Origin of the sequence: Aquimarina penaris (genome assembly GCF_040786285.1) — a bacterium.
GTDB lineage: Bacteria > Bacteroidota > Bacteroidia > Flavobacteriales > Flavobacteriaceae > Aquimarina.
Window position 1 is genome coordinate 96,312 of sequence record NZ_JBFMKQ010000003.1, and the last position, 19,615, is coordinate 115,926.

Consider the following 19,615-nt stretch of genomic DNA (forward strand, 5'->3'; position numbering starts at 1 on the left):
CGAGAATTAAAAAAAACGAACAATTATGAAAGCATTAGTTTTAATATTAGTAAGCTTAATTTTAGGCTTACTTTCAGCCAAAGCACAAACAACGACCACAACAACTTCTAATTCATCTACTAAGGTAACGGTAAGTGTTACCGATGATGAGAAAGATTACTATCGATCTTTTGCAATAATTGATATGGATGACTTTTTTAGGATAAAAATTAAATTCTTAGAGTCGTTACAAAATGATGTGAAATTATATCTCATTGATCAGTTTGGAAAAGAGAATATGCGAATAGACTCTGAAACATATGTATGGAGAAAAGAAGTTGAGAAAGAAGAAATGTATGAAGTACGACTTAAAGAAAATCGATTGCGAATTAATGTAAATAAAGAATTAGCATCTGATAAATTACTTAAAAAGTTTATACAGATGGGTAAAGAGCTCAAATCATTGACTTCAAAAAAGGAAAAATAATCAATCATCATCAAAAAATGAAAAATATGAAAACAGTTATCTGCATAATAAGCTTGCTTTTTTCCATTTGCATGGGAAATGCTCAAAAAACATCGAACCCTAAGGTTTCTATTAGTTATTCTAATGATGAACCTGGAGATAAGAATTATAAGGTAAACATTTCAATAACAAACAATGATGATTTGTATACTTTGAACGCTAGTTTTCCAACATCAAAAACAGAAAAATTAAAGAAGTATCTAAAAGAACAATTACAAACCAAAATGACAAAAAATGGTTCCGGATATACTTGGGTCTATACTGTTAAAGGTAGCGTGGGACATACCGTAAAATTGAAAAATGGAAAACTTGATGTATATATAGATAAGAAACGTATATCTGCCGATCTTGTAGAAGATTTTATAGACATCTTTAGTGATCTAAAAGACATTGTAAAAGAGTAATTTGTAGCCTATTATTGGTAAAAAAGCATTGAGTTATGTGTAATCCGTAATTTGATGCTTTTTTACGTTTTAAAAAAAATGTAAGACGACATAAATTGAAATATTTTATGAAATATACGTTATGAAGTAACTAACCATAACAAACTCGTAAAATGAAAAAATTCATAGCACTCTTATGCTTAATTTTTTCTTTGCAAACCTTTGCGCAAAGATCTCAGAAACCATGGACTAATAATCCCAATTACAAAGAGAATTTTCAAAAAATCAATCAAGATCAAATCAATTTAAAGTATCTTAAGAAACATTTTCAAAAAGATAATCAGAACGATAGACAACCTTTGAAAGAGACAAAAAAAACATCCAGATCTGTAGGAGGTGTTTCATTTGTAAATGGAATTAATCTTGCCTGGATAGAATACGGAAGAGATGTTGGAGTAGATCCCTTCTTTTCTAGTAATCAATACCATCCCGATCTTAATAAGTTTGGAGAGGTAATGGATTTTGTTAAAAATCAAGGGGGTAATGTAGTGCGATGGTGGTATCATACCAATGGTTCTACCAACCCGATTTTTGACAATAATCAAAAAGTAAAACGTAATCCTAACTTTTTTCATGAAGATGTTAAAGCTATTTTAGATTTGGCGCAGAGTAAAGGGCTTAAAGTGCAAATCTGCTTATGGTCTTTTGATATGCTTAAGGATCAATGGGGAGTAGATGCTTCTGCCAATAAAAAACTACTTACTCAGGATGAGTATATGAATGCTTATATTAATAATGCTTTATTGCCTCTTGTAAATTCTGTTGGTAATCATCCCGCTCTATTTGCATGGGAAATTTTTAATGAACCAGAAGGAATGACCAACGAGTATGCAGGTCATTGGCCAGGATTTAAAGAAAGGATTACCATGGCTAATATCCAGCGTTTCGTAAATAAAACTGCGGGAGCGATTAGAAAAGCACAACCTGCTGTAAAAATAACTAACGGAGCTTTAGGGTTTCTTACTAGTGTTGAAGACAGTTCAAACGGATTTTGGAATGCCTACTCTGATGCAAACCTTCAGTTTCAAGGGAATGATCAGGATGGATATTTAGATTTTTATAACATCCATTATTATAACTGGGCACGTTCTAAAGGATCACCTTTTCATAATACTTATGATGTTAATAAGATTGATAAGCAAGCAATCATCGGGGAGTATTATCCAGATGATTTATTTTTTGGTCAGCAAGGTGGTGATAACGATCATAATTTAGCAACTATTCGTGCCACAGACTTAGGAACTACCCTTGTCAATAGAAAATGGGCAGGTTCATTGGTTTGGTCCTGGACAGATAGAAGTTCTTCTAATGAGAGAAATAGAATGGGAACTATTATCAAAAATATAAGTGATAATGCTGGAGAAGAAATTATTGATGAAGTTGCTTTTAACAATGCTTCTAATACAATAGAGCCTTTAAATTCATATACATTTACTATTGATTATACTGCTGCCGTTGATCGTGAAATTGTTGTTGAGTTTTGGGCACCAGATAGATGGTTGGGAGAAAATGTAGAACGTGTGAGTAAAGGATCGGGAGCAAAATCTATAACAGTTAACCTTTCGAATCCCCCAGAAGTTGGTGCGGGATACTTTTATAAGGCGTATATACGTCCAGTAGGAACTACCTGGCAAGAAGCAATTCATAGAGTAGAATTCACCGGAGTTACAGTGTCTAACGCCATAAATGATGAAGTTGCATTTAGAAATCCATCTGCAGATATCGAACCGCAGAACGCATATATTTTTGATATAGATTATTCGGCTACAATTGATCGTGAAATTGTGGTAGAATTTTGGGCTCCGGATAGATGGTTGGGCGAAAATGTAGAACGTGTTTCTACAGGTACAGGAACAAAATCGGTGACTGTAAATCTTTCTAGTTTACCAGAACCAGGTTCTGGTTATTTTTATAAGGCATACATCCGCCCGGTAGGAACAACATGGCAAGAAGCGATTTTTAGAACAGAATTTACAGGTGTTACTGTAGCGAATTCGATATATGATGAGATTGCATTTAATAATCCACCTTCAATTATAGAACCGCAAAATTCCTATATTTTTGCTATTGATTATTCGGCTTCAATCGATCGCGAGATCGTGGTTGAATTTTGGGCTCCCGATAGATGGTTAGGCGAAAATGTAGAACGCGTTTCTGCAGGTACGGGAACAAAATCGGTGACTGTAAATCTTTCTGGTTTACCAGAACCCGGTTCAGGTTACTTTTATAAAGCACATATTCGCCCAGTAGGTACTACATGGCAAGATGCTATTCAAAGAGTAGAATTCACTGGGGTTACAGTAGAACTATCACAATTAATTGCAGACGGGACCTACCATATAAATTCTACGCAGTCTAATCAAAGAATCGCATCCAGATGGTGGGAGAATTACAATGCTAAAATGTATAGCCCGGGAAATAATAATAATGAACGGTGGGTTTTTAAGCATTTGGGAGATAACATATATACCATTAGAGATAAAGCATATAACAGGTACTTAGAAGTTCGTAATGCAGAGTGTACTAATAGTGGAAATGTGATGTCTTGGCGAAGTGCGAATGATAATCATCAAAAATGGAAAGTAATCTCTAATGAGAGTGGAGTATTTGCACTTATGCCAATGCATTGCCCACAAAAAGCATTAGATAGAGCAGGAGGTAATTTTAATGCTAACGTACATTTATGGGATTTTAACCCTTCAAATAATAATCAAAAATGGAAAATTGTACCTTCTGCCAGAAATAAAGATAACAGTGTAGATTATAATAATGAAGATACAGCAGTAATACTGTATCCTAATCCAGCAGAAGAATTGGTAAGCCTTACAGGAATAGAACGGGGGGATGAAATTATAATTTATGATCTTATGGGAAAAGTTGTAAAAAAATCAATTGCTCAACACAAGAAGGAGACAATTTCGATTAGAGATTTAGAAATCGGATATTATAGTGTAGCTGTTGTCGGAAAAACACAACATACATTATTAAAAAAATAATACTATAATAGATGAGTCTTATCGATGATGATAAGGCTCATTTTTTAATATAGTAAACCCTCTATAGAGTTGTTCTATAAAAAACAAGCGAATCATTTGATGAGAAAATGTCATTTTGGATAAAGATAGCTTGCCGTTTGCTCGATGATACACTTCTGGACTAAAACCATAAGGACCACCTATTACAAAAATTAATTTTTTGATGCCACTATTCATATGCTTTTGTAAAAGACTTGAAAAACCTACAGAATCATATTGTTTTCCATTTTCATCCAATAGTATCAAAACATCAGAATTTTCAAGTTTATCTAATATCAACTTTCCTTCCTTTTCCTTCTGTAGCGATTCACTTAGATTTTTAGCATTTTTTAGGTCGGGAATAACTTCAAAATTGAATTTGACATAAAAACCTAATCTCTTGATATAGTTATTGATGAGGTCTTCTAATTGTTTGTTGTCCGTTTTTCCTATGGCAAGTAGTTTGATATTCATTTTTTTAGTTTCATACGTAATGAGGCTAAAATTCAGCTTCTTTTTTTGTTGAGTGGATACCCTTAATGATAAAGTAATGAAGCGGCTTTACATCTTATTTTTGTTTCAGCCTTCATACTTCCGACTTCTTTTTTTACATTAGCAAAAATAACCATTCAATATGATTAGTGAAGCCCAATTTAATAAAGAAATTGATTTAATCATTGCTAATGCTATTCGCGAAGACATAGGAGACGGTGATCATAGTTCATTGGCTTGTATTCCAAAATCAGCAACAGGAAAGGCTAAGCTTTTAGTTAAGGATGAAGGAATTCTTGCTGGAGTGGATTTTGCAAAACAAGTATTTAGCTATGTAGATCCGAATATGAAAATTGAGGTCAAGATAGAGGATGGAACGCCAGTAAAATATGGAGATATAGCTTTCTATGTTTCAGGGAGCTCGCAATCAATCCTTAAGGCTGAACGATTGGTTCTTAATGCCATGCAACGTATGAGTGCAATAGCAACAAAAACAAATCATTTTGTTAAACTTTTAGAAGGTACAAATACCAAAATACTCGACACTCGTAAAACAACCCCCGGAATAAGAGCATTAGAAAAATGGGCGGTAAAAATAGGCGGAGGAGAAAATCATAGGTTTGCTCTATATGATATGATTATGCTAAAAGATAACCATATTGATTTTGCCGGTGGAATTACTAATGCAATAGAGAAAACCAAAAAATATCTTGTAGAGCATAATCTTGATCTTAAAATCATTGTAGAAGCACGTGATCTTAATGAAATTAAAGAAATACTTAAAACACCTGGTGTATATCGCATTTTGATAGATAATTTTAATTATGATGATACTAAAAAAGCCGTAGCACTTATAGGCGCTACTTGTCTTACCGAATCCAGTGGAGGGATTAATGAGAAAACAGTACGAAAATATGCAGAATGTGGGGTTGATTATATTAGTAGTGGTGCCTTAACACATTCGGTATATAATCTGGATTTGAGCTTGAAAGCTATATAATATATGTCTAAAACGGTAGAAGATAAACTGAATAAGATTCCTGTAATCAATTTTTTAGTTAAACTGGGGAAAAAACTTATTCTCCCTGGTTTCGAAGGGTTGTCTGTATATGATTTAATAGAAATCTATACTATCGGAATTGTAAAAGGTACTTTTTCTGCTAGAGCTAGTGCGATATCATGGAGCTTTTTTCTATCCTTGTTTCCATTTTTATTATTTCTTTTAAACCTCATTCCCTACGTGCCTATCGATAATTTCGAAAATAATTTTTTCGAATTTATTAATGGAGCTTTGCCTAAACAATCTTCAGATTTTTTTTCAGGAATTTTTGACGATATTGCTTCTAATCCCAGAGGAGGATTATTGTCTACTGTATTTGTACTCTCGATTTTATTTATGACCAATGGGATTAATGCAGTCTTTTCTGGTTTTGAATATTCGTATCATGTTAGTCTAAACCGAAATTTTTTACGACAATACATAGTTGCACTAGGGGTGTCGATTATTGTGGCATCGTTATTGTTAATTACCGTAATAGGAACTTTATATTTTTCATATTTAGTCGATGATTTAAACACAATGGGAGTAGTAGATGATACAGTTTTTTGGTTAACTATTGGTAAATATTCATTATTTGTTTTTATGATATTTGTAATCGTTGCTACATTATTCTATTTTGGCACCTCAGAAGGAAGACAGAATACATTTTTTTCCCCTGGGGCTTTTATGACCACTTTGTTAATCATAGTAACAACCTATCTATTTGGGATTTATATCGATAATTTCTCGAATTATAATCAGTTGTATGGGTCGATAGGAGCAATGCTGATATTAATGTTGTATATATGGCTTAATGCTAACCTATTATTATTAGGGTTCGAGCTTAATGCATCATTGAACCAATTGAGGAAAAAATTTTGACACATAATTATACTAATACTAACACTTAAATAATTTTTTAAAAATGAAACAATTTAGCATATTATTTTTTATCTTAATGTCCATTAATTCTTTTCAAGCACAAACTAAAGTTGGTGATGCAACATTGCCTAATAAAGTAGTATTTAGTGGTGATGATTTAATGATTAATGGAGCCGGTATTCGAGAGAAATTCTTTTTTGATATTTATGCCGGAGGATTATATCTAAAGAAAAAAAGTAGTGACGCAAAAGCAATAGCAGAAGCAGATGAAACTATGGCTATTAAACTACATATTTTATCTGGTATGATGTCTAGAAGTAAAATGGCAGGAGCCTTAAGAGATGGCTTTAAAAAAGCTACAAACGGAAACCTAGCTCCTTTAAATGATAGAATAGAAAAATTTATCGGCTTTATTAAAGACGAAATAGAGGTGAACCAGATTTATGATATTGTATATGAAAAAGGAAAAGGAAGTGTGATCTATAAAGATGGTAAAGAAAAAGGATATGTTAAAGGGTTAGATTTCAAAAAAGCACTCTTTGGAATTTGGTTAGGAAATAAACCTGCGGATAAAAATCTTAAAAAGGAAATGTTAGGATCTTAATAAAACCTATAAAATTTATTTTATAGGATAAAAGGCATGATTTTAACGATAAAAAGCACAAATTCGTCATTTTTTATATGTTTTTGCTATGCAGGCATAGTAAAATATAGTATATTTACGCAACTTTAAAACTTAGTTATTAATTACCCCGCATAAATTATATTATATGTTCAAAAAAGTTACTTTAGTACTAGTGGCATTAATTTCACTTTCTGCCGCTACTGCACAAATTAGAGTTGGTAAAGCTATTTTACCTTATGAGGAAAATTTTGCTGAAACCGATCTAAAACTTAATGGTGCCGGTATGAGAGAAATGTTATGGATTGATTTGTACGCTGGAGGTCTGTATTTGCAAAATAAAAGCAATGATCCAAAGGTGATATTAGATGCAAATGAAACTATGGCTATTAAATTAAATATTGTTTCAGGCTTTGTTACACAAAAGAAAATGATCAAAGCGGTAAGAGATGGTTTTACCAAAGCTACGTTTGGTAATACAAAAGCACTTGATGAGAGAATAAATAAATTTATTAGATTCTTTTCAGAGCCTATAGTAAAGAATGACATTTTTGATATTGTATATATTAAGGACAAAGGTGTGAAGGCCTTTAAAAATGGAAAAGAGCTAGGGATAATAGAAGGGCGTGATTTTAAATACGCGTTGTTTAAAATATGGCTTGGCGAAGAACCTGCTAGTGAAGGAATCAAAAAAGGAATGCTTGGCATACAATAACATGTCCTATAACTAACAAATATTACAAAAGGCTATCTTAACTAAAGAGGTAGCTTTTTGTTTTAATTTTATATATTAAACCTCTTAAATAAAAATTATTATAATACTAAATGCTATGAATTTTTTTAAAGTACTCCTTGTTTCATTATTCTTGCTATCGATAACAGCTAATGCTCAGGATCAAATAGTAGGTAAGTGGAAAACAATAGATGATAATACCGGAAAAGAAAGATCTATTGTAGAAATCTATAAAAAAGGAGATAAACTCTATGGTAAGATCGCACGTATTTTGGATGAATCAGAACGAGGAAACCTATGTGAAGAATGTAAAGGTAGTGATCATAATAAACCAATCGAGGGAATGGTAATACTTAAAGGTTTAGAAAAAGATGGCGATGAATATGAGGATGGTACTATTTTAGACCCCGAAAACGGAAAAATATATCGTTGCAAAATTTGGATCGATGAGGATAACCCTAAAGTCTTAAATGTTAGAGGTTACATCGCTTTTTTGTATAGAACTCAACAATGGTTAAAAGTTTAACATTTTTTTAGTGTTAGTTTTTTAAGTTTTCTGGTACTAAACCAGGGTAATCTTAAAAAAAAACTAAACCATGAAAAAAATAATTACCCTGATTGTTATATTGTTTGCCTCTAATTTAACCATAGCACAAGTAAGAATTGGAGATGTAGTAGTACCCGAGAAAGTTAATTTCGATGGAGAAGAATTAAACTTTAATGGAGGTGCTATGAGAAAAGTTTTGTCTTTTAAAACCTACTCTGGTACGTTATACACTAAAGCTAAGTATGCCGACGATAAAAAAGTATTAGACTCAGATGAGACTATGGCTATTCGTTTAAACATTGCATCTAAGAAGGTTACCAATGATAGAATGATTAAAGTTTTTAGAAAAGGATTTGACGATGCTATGTTTGGAAATACGCAAAGTTTAGATGCTCGAATAGAAGATTTTCTTAAACTTTTTAATTCTCCTATGCAAATCAATGACTTTTATGATTTGGTTTATCTCAAAGGAAAAGGTATAAAAACCTATAAAAATGGAAAAGAACTTGGTTTTATTGAAGGACGTGATTTTAAATACGCACTGTTTAAAATATGGTTAGGAAACGAACCTGCATGTGAAATTATTAAAGGAGGGATGTTAGGGCTAGGAAAGTAATATCCTTAAACATAAAATATGAATACGGTCCGACATAAAATCTATGTCGGACTTTTTTATTGTCAACATACACTATTTTCTATCAGTTAAACTTGTATTTTTGTTTCATAAACTTAACTATTCTACTATTCAGTAATTGGTAATGCCATATTTTATAGACGTAATTCTTCCTATACCTCTTGATAAAGAGTTTACCTATTCTATTAATGAAAATGAGGCGGTTTTTCTAAAGCCCGGAATGCGTGTAGCTGTGCAATTTGGAAAAAGTAAAATATATGCAGCACTGGTAACCAGAGTTCATCAAAACCCACCGCAAGTATACGAGGCTAAAGAAATTGAGCATATTCTTGATGAATCACCGATTGTTACTAATGAACAATTAGAGCTTTGGTCTTGGATTTCTAAGTATTATATGTGTACCAGAGGCGAATTGATGAGAGCTGCTCTTCCGAGTGCATTTTTATTAGAAAGCGAAACCATAATCCTTAAAAATGAAAAAGTTGCTATAGACGAGTCTCTGTTAAAAGATGATGAGTTCTTGATTTACGAAGCGCTTCAGTATCAGAGTTTGCTTCGTATACAAGAAGTAATGAATATTGTTAGTAAGAAAAGTGTGCTTCCGGTAATAAAAAGATTACTAGAGAAAGAAGTAATTACTGTGCAGGAAGAAATTTATGAGCAATACAAGCCTAAACTAGTTAGATATGTAAAACTTAGCCCTAATTATGTGAGTGAAGAATCGTTAAAATCTTTACTAGATTCAATGAATCGAGCACCTAAGCAAAGAGAAGTGTTAATGCATCTGTTTACTTTACAAGCAAAAATCGCTAAACCCATTAAAGCGGCAGATTTGATAAAAGTAGCTAACACTACATCAGCTTCAGTAAAAGCTTTAGTAGATAAAGAGATTCTACAAGAATATACTCTGCAAACAGATCGCATACATTATGAAGGAAGTACCGGCACCGATACCAAAGAGCTTAATGAATATCAATTTCAAGCTTTTAATGAAATACAAACAGTTTTTAAAGAAAAAGAAGTTTGTTTGTTGCACGGTGTTACTTCTTCAGGAAAAACAGAAATTTACGTAAAACTAATAGAGGATGTTGTTAATGCTGGAAAACAGGTGTTGTATTTGTTGCCAGAGATCGCTTTAACAACGCAACTCATTACCAGGTTGCAGGAGTATTTTGGAGAGAAACTTACGGTATATCACTCTAAATATTCTGTTAATGAAAGAGTAGAAGCATGGAATAATGTTAAGGATGAAAAATCTAAAGCTCAAGTGGTTATCGGTGCAAGATCAGCTATATTTCTTCCTTTTACGAACCTTGGATTAATCATTGTAGACGAAGAACATGAAAGTTCTTTTAAACAATATGATCCGGCACCAAGATATCATGCAAGGGATACGGCCATAGTTTTAGCTAAAATGTTTCAGGCAAAAGTGGTTTTAGGTTCGGCTACACCGGCTCTTGAGACCTATTATAACTCTAAAGATGGAAAATATGGATTAGTACAGTTAACCAGACGGTTTGGTAATGTATTGATGCCAGAAATCAATTTGGTAGATATAAAGACTAAATACAAAAAAAAGGAAATGACAGGCCATTTTAGTGATACACTGCTTAAGAGTATCCAAGATGCGCTTAAAGAAGGAGAGCAGGTTATTCTTTTTCAAAATAGGAGAGGGTATTCTCCTGTTATAGAATGTAATACTTGCGGTCATTCACCTCAATGTCCTAATTGCGATGTTAGTCTTACTTTTCATAACCACAGAAACCAATTAAGGTGCCATTATTGCGGATACAATATGGCTATGTTACAACAATGCATGGCTTGTAGTAGTACAGAGTTATCGACAAAAGGTTTTGGAACAGAACAAATAGAGAAAGAACTACAAGAAATTTTTCCAGAACATGCAATTGGCAGAATGGATCAAGATACAACAAGAGGTAAGTATGGGTATGAAAAAATAATAAATCAATTTGAACAAGGTGAAATAGATGTTTTGGTAGGTACACAGATGTTATCTAAGGGATTGGATTTTAGGAATGTGAGTCTCGTGGGCATAATGAATGCTGATAATTTACTTAATTTCCCTGATTTTAGAGCGCATGAGCGTAGTTTTCAATTAATGCAACAAGTAGCGGGTAGGGCAGGAAGAACTAAAAAAAGAGGCAAAGTGTTGATTCAAACCTATAATCCCTTTCATCAGATTCTGCAACAGGTGTCGGTTAATGACTACTTGGGTATGTACAAAGATCAGATAGAAGAAAGGCATCAGTATAAATATCCTCCTTTTTACAGACTCATTAAAATAACAGGTAAGCATAAAGATTATAACAAAGTAAATGATGCAATGAATTGGTTGGCTAAATCTTTGAAGAACATTTTTAATGAAAATATACTTGGTCCAGAGTTTCCACCTATTTCACGAATCAGAAATCAATATCATAAAAATATACTTGTAAAAATACCTCAAGGCCAATCATTATTAAAAACTAAAGAGGTGATAAAAAAGATACAGATTTCATTCGCTACTATTAAAGAGTTCTCTGGAGTGCGAATAATAATAAATGTGGATCACTACTAAAATTAAAAATCCCGCTAAATAAGCGGGATTATATATACTATTTTGGTAACAAAATTTATGTTTGCTATTTTAATTATTTAAAGCTTCTATTAATGAATGCTTTTTGTGTCTACTAAGAGGTATCTTCTCGTCAGCAATTTCTATATTACGACTATTATAACGCTCTACCTTATCCAGGTTAACGATATACGACTTATGAATCCTTAAAAAACGATCGGCTGGTAACTGAGCTTCAAAAGATTTCATAGTTGCTAAAACAACGATAGGATCTCCTTCTTCCATAATCAGTTTTACATAATCACCCAGAGCTTCAACGTATTTAAGTTGATTTAGAAAGATTTTACGTTTCTTCAGATTACTTTTTACAAAAATATAATCATCATCTTCAATGATAGCACTTTCTGAACCTAAACGAGACATACTAAGAGCTTTCTCAACAGCCGCATTAAATCGATCTTTCTTAAGAGGTTTTCTTAAATAATCTACTGCGTCATAGTCAAAAGCTTTAAATGCGTATTTTGTTTTTCCGGTAACAAAAATGATGTGTGGTTTGTTTTCCAAATCATCCAAAAGGTCAAAACCGGTAAGTATTGGCATTTCTATATCCAGGAATAATAAGTCTACTTGAGTATCAAGTAAACCGTTTTTAGTTTCAATAGCATTGTTCCATTCTGCCACTAATTCTAGTGACGGATGTTCGTCTATAAGCTTAACTATAGCTAGTCTTTGAAGGCGAGAATCATCTACTACCGCACATTTTAATTGTGATTGTTCCACTTGCATAGGTTATATATTCCGAATACAATATTAATGAATATATATCGTTTCCACAAACAATTTAGGCTTTTTATCGATAAAAATAGTGTTTCATCGAGGTGATTTTTATGTTTGAAAATCGAAAAAATAGTCTTACTTTTGCAGCCAATTTAATTAAAAATAGATTTTTTATGAATCATTATGAAACTGTTTTCATCTTGAATCCCGTTTTATCTGAAGAACAGATAAAGGAAACAGTTAAGAAATACGAAGACATTCTTGTTTCTAACGGCGCCAAGATGATATCCAAAGAAGACTGGGGGCTTAAAAAGCTTGCATATGCAATCCAGCACAAGAAAAGTGGTTTTTATCACTTATTCGAGTACACTGTACCAGGAGAAGCTATCAACACTGTAGAGGTTGAGTTTAGAAGAGACGAAAGGGTAATGCGTTACCTTACTGTTCGCCTTGACAAGCATGCAATTGCTTGGGCCGAGAAAAGAAGAAATAGAAACAAACAAAAAGCTTAATTATGTCATCTATAGAACAACAAGCTAAAGGAAAAAAAGACGGAGAGATCAGATATCTTACTCCTCTTAATATAGATACAACGAAAAATAAGAAGTATTGTCGTTTCAAAAAATCGGGAATCAAGTATATTGATTACAAAGATCCTGATTTCTTAATGGCATTTGTAAATGAACAAGGTAAATTATTACCTCGTCGTCTTACAGGAACTTCATTAAAATACCAACGTAAAGTAAGTGTGGCTGTTAAAAGAGCTAGACATTTAGCTTTAATGCCTTACGTGGGTGATTTATTAAAATAAAATTCGTCATAACATTATGGAACTTATATTAAAGAAAGACGTTGAGAATCTAGGATTCGCAGACGATGTAGTAGAAGTTAAAAATGGTTATGGACGTAACTATTTAATACCTCAAGGACTTGCGTTATTAGCAACTCCTTCTGCAAAAAAAGCACTTGCTGAGACATTAAAGCAACGTGGATTTAAAGAGAAGAAAGAAATAGAAGATGCACAAAAAGTGGCTAAAAAACTTGGTGCATTAGAAATTAAAATTTCTGCAAAAGTAGGATCTGGAGACAAATTATTTGGTTCTATTTCTAATGCTGATGTTGCCGAGGCTTTTGCCAAAGGTGGTGTAGAAATTGAAAAGAAGTTTATTACTGTGCCTGGTGGAACTATAAAACGTTTAGGTCAATATGAAGCTTCTGTTCGATTACACAGAGAGGTTAAAGCACCTGTTTCTTTTGAGATCGTTGCTCAAGCAAAATAATATATAGTATATCGCTGGTTGATAACTAGTGTATAATAATAGAAAAAATCGCTCATTCGAGCGATTTTTTTGTTTTAATTTTATTTGAAGATAACTTCAATTATAACATATATTCTCTTCATATGAAAAAACGGATAGTATTTTCAATTTTTGTTTTGATGGCCATGGCGGTTAATGCGCAGGTAACTACATCAAATATTTCTGGAGTCATACGCGATAATAATAATCAATTACTTCCAGGGGCAAATGTTACAGCTGTTCATCAGCCAACAGGAACATCTTATGGTGGTGTAACTAACTTTGATGGACGATTTGATCTTATTAACCTTAGGGTAGGAGGGCCTTATAGGGTTACAATAAGCTATGTTGGTTTCAAAAAACAGCTAATTGATGATGTCTCCCTTCAATTGGGACAGACATTTAACTTAGATGTGGTCATGGTCGAAGATGATAATCAATTAGAAGAAGTTGTGATCACCTCCAATAAGAGTACGACATTTAGTAGCGAAAGAACAGGCGCAGAAACAAGTATCGGTAATAGAGAATTAAAAGCATTGCCTACAATTACACGTTCGGCTGCAGATTTTTATCGATTAGAGCCTACAGCATCTAGCAATGGTTCTTTTGGTGGAAGAAATGACCAGTTTAATAATTTTAGCTTAGATGGATCGATCTTTAATAATCCATTTGGGCTGGATGCAGCAACACCAGGAGGGCAAACCAATGCGCAACCAGTTTCTTTGGATGCAATTGATCAGATACAGGTTTCTACAGCGCCATATGATGTAACTCAAGCTGGATTTACAGGGGCGTCGGTAAATGCTGTTACGAAGAGTGGAACGAACCAATGGAAAGGAACTGTATATGGATTCTATCGTAATCAGGATATGACTGGTGACAAAGTAGGAGATGATGATATTATTGTCCCGGATTTAACACAGGCTCAATATGGGGTTAGTGTAGGCGGACCAATTATTAAAAACAAATTATTTGTCTTTGGTAATTTTGAAAGAGATGATCGTGAGGACTTAGGGTCAAACTTTTTGGCAGCGAGACCAGGATTAACTGGAGCCAATGTGTCCAGGGTGTCTGCAGAAGATTTAGACTATGTATCCCAGCAATTAAGTGCATTAGGATATGAAACAGGACCATTCGAAGGGTATACGCATGATACCGAATCTACAAAGGGAATATTAAAGTTAGATTGGAATATTAATGATAATCATCGCTTGGCATTAATTTATAATTTCTTAGATGCGTCAAGGGATCTCCCGGCTAATCCTGAAGCTATAGGGCGAAGAGGGCCAGATTTAACAACATTACAGTTTAGAAATTCTGGTTATACCATTAATAACAAGATCACTTCTTTTTTAGTTGAATTAAATTCTAATTTTAAGAGTAATATAAGTAATAAATTTCAGGCTGGATATACTTTCTTTGATGATAGTAGAGATCCTTTTTCTGCGCCGGCACCACCAATTAATATTCAACAAGATGGCGTGAGATATATAGTTGCAGGGCATGAACCTTTTTCGATTAATAACCGCCTCGAACAAAAGGTGTTTCAGGTTACTAATAATTTAAATATAGTAACTGGAGATCATACTCTTACTTTTGGAGGTACTTTTGAACGGTTTGAATTTGATAACTCTTTTAATTTAGGAGTGTATGATTTTGGAGGAGATGAAGATTTGGGTCTGGGACCTGTGAGTACTTTCTTTGATGCTTTTCAAAGTGTTAGAATAAACCCTGCTCTAGAACCAGGAACAAGTTTTGAAGACGCTATTAATAATGGAACCATTGCGGCTGCTTTAGCTAATGCACAAAACAATTTTGATACGAACAATGCATTAGATCGTTGGGCATTAGCAGAAACTAATGTTGGGCAATTTGCACTATATGCTCAGGATAAATGGAAAGTGAATGATAAACTAACGATTACGTATGGACTTAGGTTAGATCAGCCGTTGTATTTTGATACAGAAGATAAAATTGCCGAAAATATAGAAAGAGCGGCCGGAGGGACGTTTCCTGATGGTAATTATCAACCGGGAATCACCTATTTTGATGAGAATGGAGCACCAACCCAGTTAAATAGCTTAGACTTACCAACGAGAAAAATTTTAGTGTCGCCGAGATTTGGTTTTAACTATGACGTAAAAGGAGATAAAACATTCCAAATACGTGGAGGTACAGGTATTTTTACAGGTCGTCTTCCTTTTGTATGGATAGGTAACCAAGTGGCTAACCCTAATTTCTTTTTCTATACGACTACCGCACCAAACTTTCGATTTCCGCAGGTATGGAGAAATAGTTTAGGTGTTGATTATAAATTTAAAAATGGTATTGTAGCTTCTACAGATCTTATCTATACAGAAGATGTTAATGCACAAATGGTTAGAAATTTTGGACTGGGGACACCAACGGGTACACTTAACGGTGTAGATAATAGAGAGATCTATTTACCTTCGGATAGAGCACTAAACGAATTTGGAGGTCCAACAAATGCCTATGTGTTTACCAATACTAATGTTGGGTATTCTTTTAATTGGTCCTTTAAATTACAAAAGAACTTTAGTAATGGATTATTTGCCAGTATTGCATATAATTTCTTAGAAGCTAAAGATGCCAGTTCTTTAGATGCAGAAATTTCTAGTGATGCTTTTGATAGAAATCCGGCGTTGGGAAATGTGAATCAAGCGGTAGAAACAACGTCAAGATATGGTGATAAGCACAGAATTGTTGGGCAAATCAACAAAGCGTTTAGTTATGGTAAAAACAAGCAGTGGAGAACATCGATAGGAGCTTTTTATGAATACGCACAAGGAGGAAGATTTTCGTATACATACTCAGGAGATATTAACGGCGATGGTTCGCCATTAAACGATTTGATTTATATTCCTACTCAAGAGGATTTGGCAACATATAATTTTAGTGGGAATAGTGCCGAGCAGCAAGAGCAGAGAGCAGCGTATGAGGCTTATATTCAGCAAGATGAATATTTGAGTGATCGCAGGGGTAGTTATGCAGAAAAGTATGCAATATTAAGCCCTTGGAGAGGACGTTGGGATGTGAAATTATTACAGGATTACGATTTCCAAATAGGGGATAGAACAAATACAATACAGTTAAGTTTGGATATTTTAAATTTCGGTAACCTGTTAAGTTCTGATTGGGGAGTGATAGAGGTTCCTGTTAATGATCAGCCTATAGGGGTTTCTGTAGATACAACAGGGACACCGGTGTATACTTTTGATGCTTCTCAAACAAGAACATTTGCTAACGACTTTAGTTTAGATTCTAGGTGGCAAGCACAAATAGGGTTGCGATACATCTTTTAAAAAAGACAATAGTCTTTTATAATTTGTTTAAAATCTATCTGCCTCTGGAGGCAGATAGATTTTGCATTTTTAGATAAAGATAAAATGTATGCTAAATGCTTGTGTATACTATTTCAAATTCATCTTTTTATAATTACTTTTGCTTTCAATTTTTTTAGGATGAAGTATCAGAGATTAAGCAAAGAGCAATTAGATGAATTGCATGTAGAATTTATCAACTTTTTGGCAACGCAGTCTATTACAGCAGAAGAGTGGGATGAGATTAAGACCAATACACCTCATGTTGCAGAAGAGGAGATCGATATTTTTAGTGATTTGGTGTGGGAAAATGTTTTAGCTAAAGCACAATACTTAGAGCATTTCTCGAAGGATCAGATTCATTTATTCGAATTGCAAGAAGATAAGATGCATCTTATAGCGGTTAAAGTTAATAACGAGTCGATAGATATTACAACACAAGATGGTTATGACTGGTTACGAGGTAATTTGTTAAATGATGATGTGGTGTTTTATAATGCTTCTAAAGAGTATAGTGATGATAAGAATCTTGATAAATTTAAATTGATCCAAAAAGGGGCAAATATTACCAAAGGAGAATTGTATCATTATTTTGAGAGGTTGGTTGACGAAAATAAATAATGAAAGTGGGTGGTATCGATTTTAAAATCACCAATTACAGAATCATAAATTTGAAATTTTAGAGATATACTTTCTAAAATAATAAACTAATACAATGGCACAAAAACCATCAATACCTAAAGGAACTCGGGACTTTTCGCCTATAGAAGTAGCGAAAAGGAATTATATCATTGATACCATAAAGAAACAATTTCGATTATTTGGTTTTCAAGCCATAGAAACTCCCAGTTTTGAGAATAGTGATACCTTAATGGGTAAATATGGCGAAGAAGGAGATCGATTGATTTTTAAAATATTAAATAGCGGTGATTATTTGAATAAAGTAGATGATGCTCTGTATTCGAGTAAAAATAGTGCTAAAATAACTTCTAAAATCAGTGAAAAAGCGCTTCGGTATGACCTTACAGTGCCTTTTGCACGCTATGTTGTTCAGCATCAAAATGAAATAGACTTTCCGTTTAAGAGATATCAAATTCAACCTGTATGGAGAGCAGATAGGCCACAAAAAGGGCGATTTAGAGAGTTCTATCAATGTGATGCCGATGTAGTAGGAAGTCGATCTTTATGGCAAGAGGTTGATTTTATTCAATTATATGATAAAGTTTTTACAGAATTGAACTTGTCTGGAGTTACCATCAAAATTAATAATAGGAAAATACTATCTGGTATAGCCGAAGTTATAGGGGCAAAGGATAAATTAATTGATTTCACAGTCGCGCTTGATAAATTAGATAAGATAGGAGAAGAAGGAGTGAAGAAAGAAATGCTGCAAAAAGGTATTTCTGAATCTGCTATCGAGAAGGTAAAACCACTTTTCAACTTTTCTGGTACTGCTCAAAAAAAAATAGACGAATTAAAAAATTTGTTAGCCTCTTCTGAAGAAGGGTTGCAAGGAGTAGAGGAACTACAGTTTATCATCAATGCTATAGCAAATATTCCGTTAAAGACAGCTACTTTAGACCTGGATGTTACTTTAGCACGCGGGTTAAATTATTATACAGGAGCAATTTTTGAAGTGGCAGCTCCAGAAGCTGTAAAAATGGGATCTATTGGCGGAGGTGGTCGATACGATGATCTCACAGGAATTTTTGGTCTAAAGGATGTAAGTGGGGTTGGTATTTCGTTTGGATTAGATAGGATTTATCTGGTTCTTGAAGAATTGGGTCTTTTTCCCCAAACTGTCGCACCTTCTACCAAGGCGATGTTTATTAATTTTGGAGAAACCGAAGCACTTTATTGTTTAAAAGCAGTTAATTTACTTCGTGATGAAGGGGTGGTAACCGAACTCTATCCCGATAACGCTAAAATGAAAAAGCAAATGGGATATGCAAATAAGAGGCAAATACCATTTGTAATCTTGGCAGGTACAACCGAAATTAATAATGACACTTTCATGGTTAAAAACATGCAATTGGGTACGCAAGAGGAGATGAATTTTGAAGAGTTAAAAACACTTTTTTAATAAAAAATCATTAACTTAATTGATCAATAAATACATCTAAGTAAAATATAATTTAAACCCCGTAGTGTACTAAAATTGAAATTATGAAAAATAGTATTTTTATTACTTTTATTAGCTTGTTAATATTGTCGATTGTTTCTTGTAAGAAAGACCCTAAATCTGATAAATTAGATCCGGCTGATGTAGTTCAAGATACTACAAGTGTAGCTGTTGAAGAAGTTGTAGAAGAGAAAAAACCTGTAGTAAAAAAGAAAAAAACTCCTAAAAAGAAAAAAACAGTAAAGGTAGATAAGTCAATGCGTATACCGGGAACTTCTTACTCGACTAAGAATGTGGATGCGAAGAAGTATATCAAGAGTTATGAACGATATGTATCAAATTATAGAAAGGCTGTAACATCTCAGGATACCGAAGCTTTCTTTAAGTTAAGCGATGAAAGTAATGCACTTACAAGTCAATATAATCGATTAATGGCAAAACTTCCTGGAGAGGAAATAGAAAAACTGAGTAAATACATGCAAATAAAGTCACAGCAATTGGCAGAATTATCCGCAAAAATGTAAGAGTTTAAAGCCATTTTTTAAAGCCATTTTGAAACACTCGAAATGGCTTTTTTGTTGTGAAAATATG

The 19,615-nt window shown here is 33.5% G+C and carries 19 protein-coding genes; 17 read left to right on the forward strand and 2 right to left on the reverse strand.

The annotated features are described in order from the left end of the window. The first annotated feature begins 25 nt into the window (after positions 1–25). The 3 genes from ABW637_RS14270 (at position 26) to ABW637_RS14280 (ending at position 3,944) form a co-directional block, all read left to right on the forward strand. A complete protein-coding gene (locus tag ABW637_RS14270; RefSeq protein WP_367585388.1) occupies positions 26–466 on the forward strand; it encodes a hypothetical protein in 441 nt (146 codons plus the stop codon). Between the two features lie 26 nt (positions 467–492). After that, positions 493–909: a hypothetical protein gene (locus ABW637_RS14275; RefSeq protein WP_367585389.1), complete on the forward strand. Its 417-nt coding sequence runs from the start codon at positions 493–495 to the stop codon at positions 907–909. Between the two features lie 152 nt (positions 910–1,061). Beyond that, a complete protein-coding gene (locus ABW637_RS14280; protein ID WP_367585390.1) occupies positions 1,062–3,944 on the forward strand; it encodes an RICIN domain-containing protein in 2,883 nt (960 codons plus the stop codon). An 18-nt stretch (positions 3,945–3,962) separates the two neighbouring features. On the opposite strand, the gene rlmH is transcribed toward ABW637_RS14280, so the two are convergent. Next, a complete protein-coding gene (gene rlmH / locus ABW637_RS14285) occupies positions 3,963–4,436 on the reverse strand; it encodes a 23S rRNA (pseudouridine(1915)-N(3))-methyltransferase RlmH (protein ID WP_367585391.1) in 474 nt (157 codons plus the stop codon). 160 nt (positions 4,437–4,596) lie between these two features. Here rlmH and nadC point away from each other — a divergent pair, with 160 nt between their 5' ends. From nadC to priA, 7 genes are all read left to right on the forward strand, one after another. After that, entirely contained in the window at positions 4,597–5,454 is an 858-nt protein-coding gene (nadC, locus tag ABW637_RS14290; protein ID WP_367585392.1) for a carboxylating nicotinate-nucleotide diphosphorylase, read from the forward strand. 3 nt (positions 5,455–5,457) lie between these two features. After that, positions 5,458–6,375, forward strand: a complete 918-nt coding sequence (locus ABW637_RS14295; RefSeq protein WP_367585393.1) for a YihY/virulence factor BrkB family protein — start codon at positions 5,458–5,460, stop codon at positions 6,373–6,375. Between the two features lie 43 nt (positions 6,376–6,418). Then, complete coding sequence (locus ABW637_RS14300; protein WP_367585394.1) at positions 6,419–6,979, forward strand: chalcone isomerase family protein; 561 nt, start codon at positions 6,419–6,421, stop codon at positions 6,977–6,979. Positions 6,980–7,145: 166 nt separating this feature from the next. Continuing rightward, complete coding sequence (locus tag ABW637_RS14305) at positions 7,146–7,712, forward strand: chalcone isomerase family protein (RefSeq protein ID WP_367585395.1); 567 nt, start codon at positions 7,146–7,148, stop codon at positions 7,710–7,712. 115 nt (positions 7,713–7,827) lie between these two features. Further along, complete coding sequence (locus ABW637_RS14310) at positions 7,828–8,256, forward strand: DUF2147 domain-containing protein (RefSeq protein WP_367585396.1); 429 nt, start codon at positions 7,828–7,830, stop codon at positions 8,254–8,256. Positions 8,257–8,326: 70 nt separating this feature from the next. After that, positions 8,327–8,893: a chalcone isomerase family protein gene (locus tag ABW637_RS14315; protein ID WP_367585397.1), complete on the forward strand. Its 567-nt coding sequence runs from the start codon at positions 8,327–8,329 to the stop codon at positions 8,891–8,893. Between the two features lie 142 nt (positions 8,894–9,035). Next, positions 9,036–11,489, forward strand: a complete 2,454-nt coding sequence (priA, locus tag ABW637_RS14320; protein ID WP_367585398.1) for a replication restart helicase PriA — start codon at positions 9,036–9,038, stop codon at positions 11,487–11,489. A gap of 69 nt (positions 11,490–11,558) precedes the next feature. Here priA and ABW637_RS14325 read toward each other — a convergent pair whose 3' ends face one another. Continuing rightward, a complete protein-coding gene (locus tag ABW637_RS14325; RefSeq protein WP_367585399.1) occupies positions 11,559–12,272 on the reverse strand; it encodes a LytR/AlgR family response regulator transcription factor in 714 nt (237 codons plus the stop codon). A 164-nt stretch (positions 12,273–12,436) separates the two neighbouring features. On the opposite strand from ABW637_RS14325, the gene rpsF reads away from it, so the two are divergent. From rpsF to ABW637_RS14360, 7 genes are all read left to right on the forward strand, one after another. Then, the gene (rpsF, locus tag ABW637_RS14330; protein WP_027391118.1) at positions 12,437–12,775 is read left to right on the forward strand and encodes a 30S ribosomal protein S6; all 339 of its coding nucleotides are present in this window, start codon (positions 12,437–12,439) and stop codon (positions 12,773–12,775) included. After that, complete coding sequence (gene rpsR, locus ABW637_RS14335) at positions 12,775–13,074, forward strand: 30S ribosomal protein S18 (protein ID WP_201918229.1); 300 nt, start codon at positions 12,775–12,777, stop codon at positions 13,072–13,074. The genes rpsF and rpsR overlap by 1 nt, the downstream gene beginning before the upstream one ends. A gap of 16 nt (positions 13,075–13,090) precedes the next feature. Then, the gene (gene rplI / locus ABW637_RS14340) at positions 13,091–13,543 is read left to right on the forward strand and encodes a 50S ribosomal protein L9 (protein WP_367585400.1); all 453 of its coding nucleotides are present in this window, start codon (positions 13,091–13,093) and stop codon (positions 13,541–13,543) included. A gap of 122 nt (positions 13,544–13,665) precedes the next feature. Next, positions 13,666–16,884 (forward strand): TonB-dependent receptor, encoded by a 3,219-nt coding sequence (locus ABW637_RS14345; RefSeq protein ID WP_367585401.1) that lies wholly within the window; start codon positions 13,666–13,668, stop codon positions 16,882–16,884. Positions 16,885–17,043: 159 nt separating this feature from the next. Next, positions 17,044–17,523 (forward strand): DUF6495 family protein, encoded by a 480-nt coding sequence (locus tag ABW637_RS14350; protein ID WP_367585402.1) that lies wholly within the window; start codon positions 17,044–17,046, stop codon positions 17,521–17,523. 94 nt (positions 17,524–17,617) lie between these two features. Beyond that, positions 17,618–18,985 (forward strand): histidine--tRNA ligase, encoded by a 1,368-nt coding sequence (gene hisS / locus ABW637_RS14355; RefSeq protein WP_367585403.1) that lies wholly within the window; start codon positions 17,618–17,620, stop codon positions 18,983–18,985. Positions 18,986–19,068: 83 nt separating this feature from the next. Further along, positions 19,069–19,548, forward strand: coding sequence for a hypothetical protein (locus ABW637_RS14360; protein ID WP_367585404.1), 480 nt, complete (start codon positions 19,069–19,071; stop codon positions 19,546–19,548). Positions 19,549–19,615: the final 67 nt, after the last annotated feature.

What these genes read in the sequence shown, in the direction of transcription:
- ABW637_RS14315 (WP_367585397.1), top strand. Translation starts at nt 8,327, where the DNA reads ATGAAAAAAATAATTACCCTGATTGTTATATTGTTTGCCTCTAATTTA.
- rlmH (WP_367585391.1), bottom strand. Translation starts at nt 4,436, where the DNA reads ATGAATATCAAACTACTTGCCATAGGAAAAACGGACAACAAACAATTA.
- ABW637_RS14360 (WP_367585404.1), top strand. Translation starts at nt 19,069, where the DNA reads ATGAAAAATAGTATTTTTATTACTTTTATTAGCTTGTTAATATTGTCG.
- ABW637_RS14300 (WP_367585394.1), top strand. Translation starts at nt 6,419, where the DNA reads ATGAAACAATTTAGCATATTATTTTTTATCTTAATGTCCATTAATTCT.
- hisS (WP_367585403.1), top strand. Translation starts at nt 17,618, where the DNA reads ATGGCACAAAAACCATCAATACCTAAAGGAACTCGGGACTTTTCGCCT.
- ABW637_RS14345 (WP_367585401.1), top strand. Translation starts at nt 13,666, where the DNA reads ATGAAAAAACGGATAGTATTTTCAATTTTTGTTTTGATGGCCATGGCG.
- nadC (WP_367585392.1), top strand. Translation starts at nt 4,597, where the DNA reads ATGATTAGTGAAGCCCAATTTAATAAAGAAATTGATTTAATCATTGCT.
- ABW637_RS14350 (WP_367585402.1), top strand. Translation starts at nt 17,044, where the DNA reads ATGAAGTATCAGAGATTAAGCAAAGAGCAATTAGATGAATTGCATGTA.
- ABW637_RS14305 (WP_367585395.1), top strand. Translation starts at nt 7,146, where the DNA reads ATGTTCAAAAAAGTTACTTTAGTACTAGTGGCATTAATTTCACTTTCT.
- ABW637_RS14295 (WP_367585393.1), top strand. Translation starts at nt 5,458, where the DNA reads ATGTCTAAAACGGTAGAAGATAAACTGAATAAGATTCCTGTAATCAAT.
- ABW637_RS14280 (WP_367585390.1), top strand. Translation starts at nt 1,062, where the DNA reads ATGAAAAAATTCATAGCACTCTTATGCTTAATTTTTTCTTTGCAAACC.
- ABW637_RS14275 (WP_367585389.1), top strand. Translation starts at nt 493, where the DNA reads ATGAAAACAGTTATCTGCATAATAAGCTTGCTTTTTTCCATTTGCATG.
- priA (WP_367585398.1), top strand. Translation starts at nt 9,036, where the DNA reads ATGCCATATTTTATAGACGTAATTCTTCCTATACCTCTTGATAAAGAG.
- ABW637_RS14270 (WP_367585388.1), top strand. Translation starts at nt 26, where the DNA reads ATGAAAGCATTAGTTTTAATATTAGTAAGCTTAATTTTAGGCTTACTT.
- ABW637_RS14310 (WP_367585396.1), top strand. Translation starts at nt 7,828, where the DNA reads ATGAATTTTTTTAAAGTACTCCTTGTTTCATTATTCTTGCTATCGATA.
- rplI (WP_367585400.1), top strand. Translation starts at nt 13,091, where the DNA reads ATGGAACTTATATTAAAGAAAGACGTTGAGAATCTAGGATTCGCAGAC.
- ABW637_RS14325 (WP_367585399.1), bottom strand. Translation starts at nt 12,272, where the DNA reads ATGCAAGTGGAACAATCACAATTAAAATGTGCGGTAGTAGATGATTCT.
- rpsF (WP_027391118.1), top strand. Translation starts at nt 12,437, where the DNA reads ATGAATCATTATGAAACTGTTTTCATCTTGAATCCCGTTTTATCTGAA.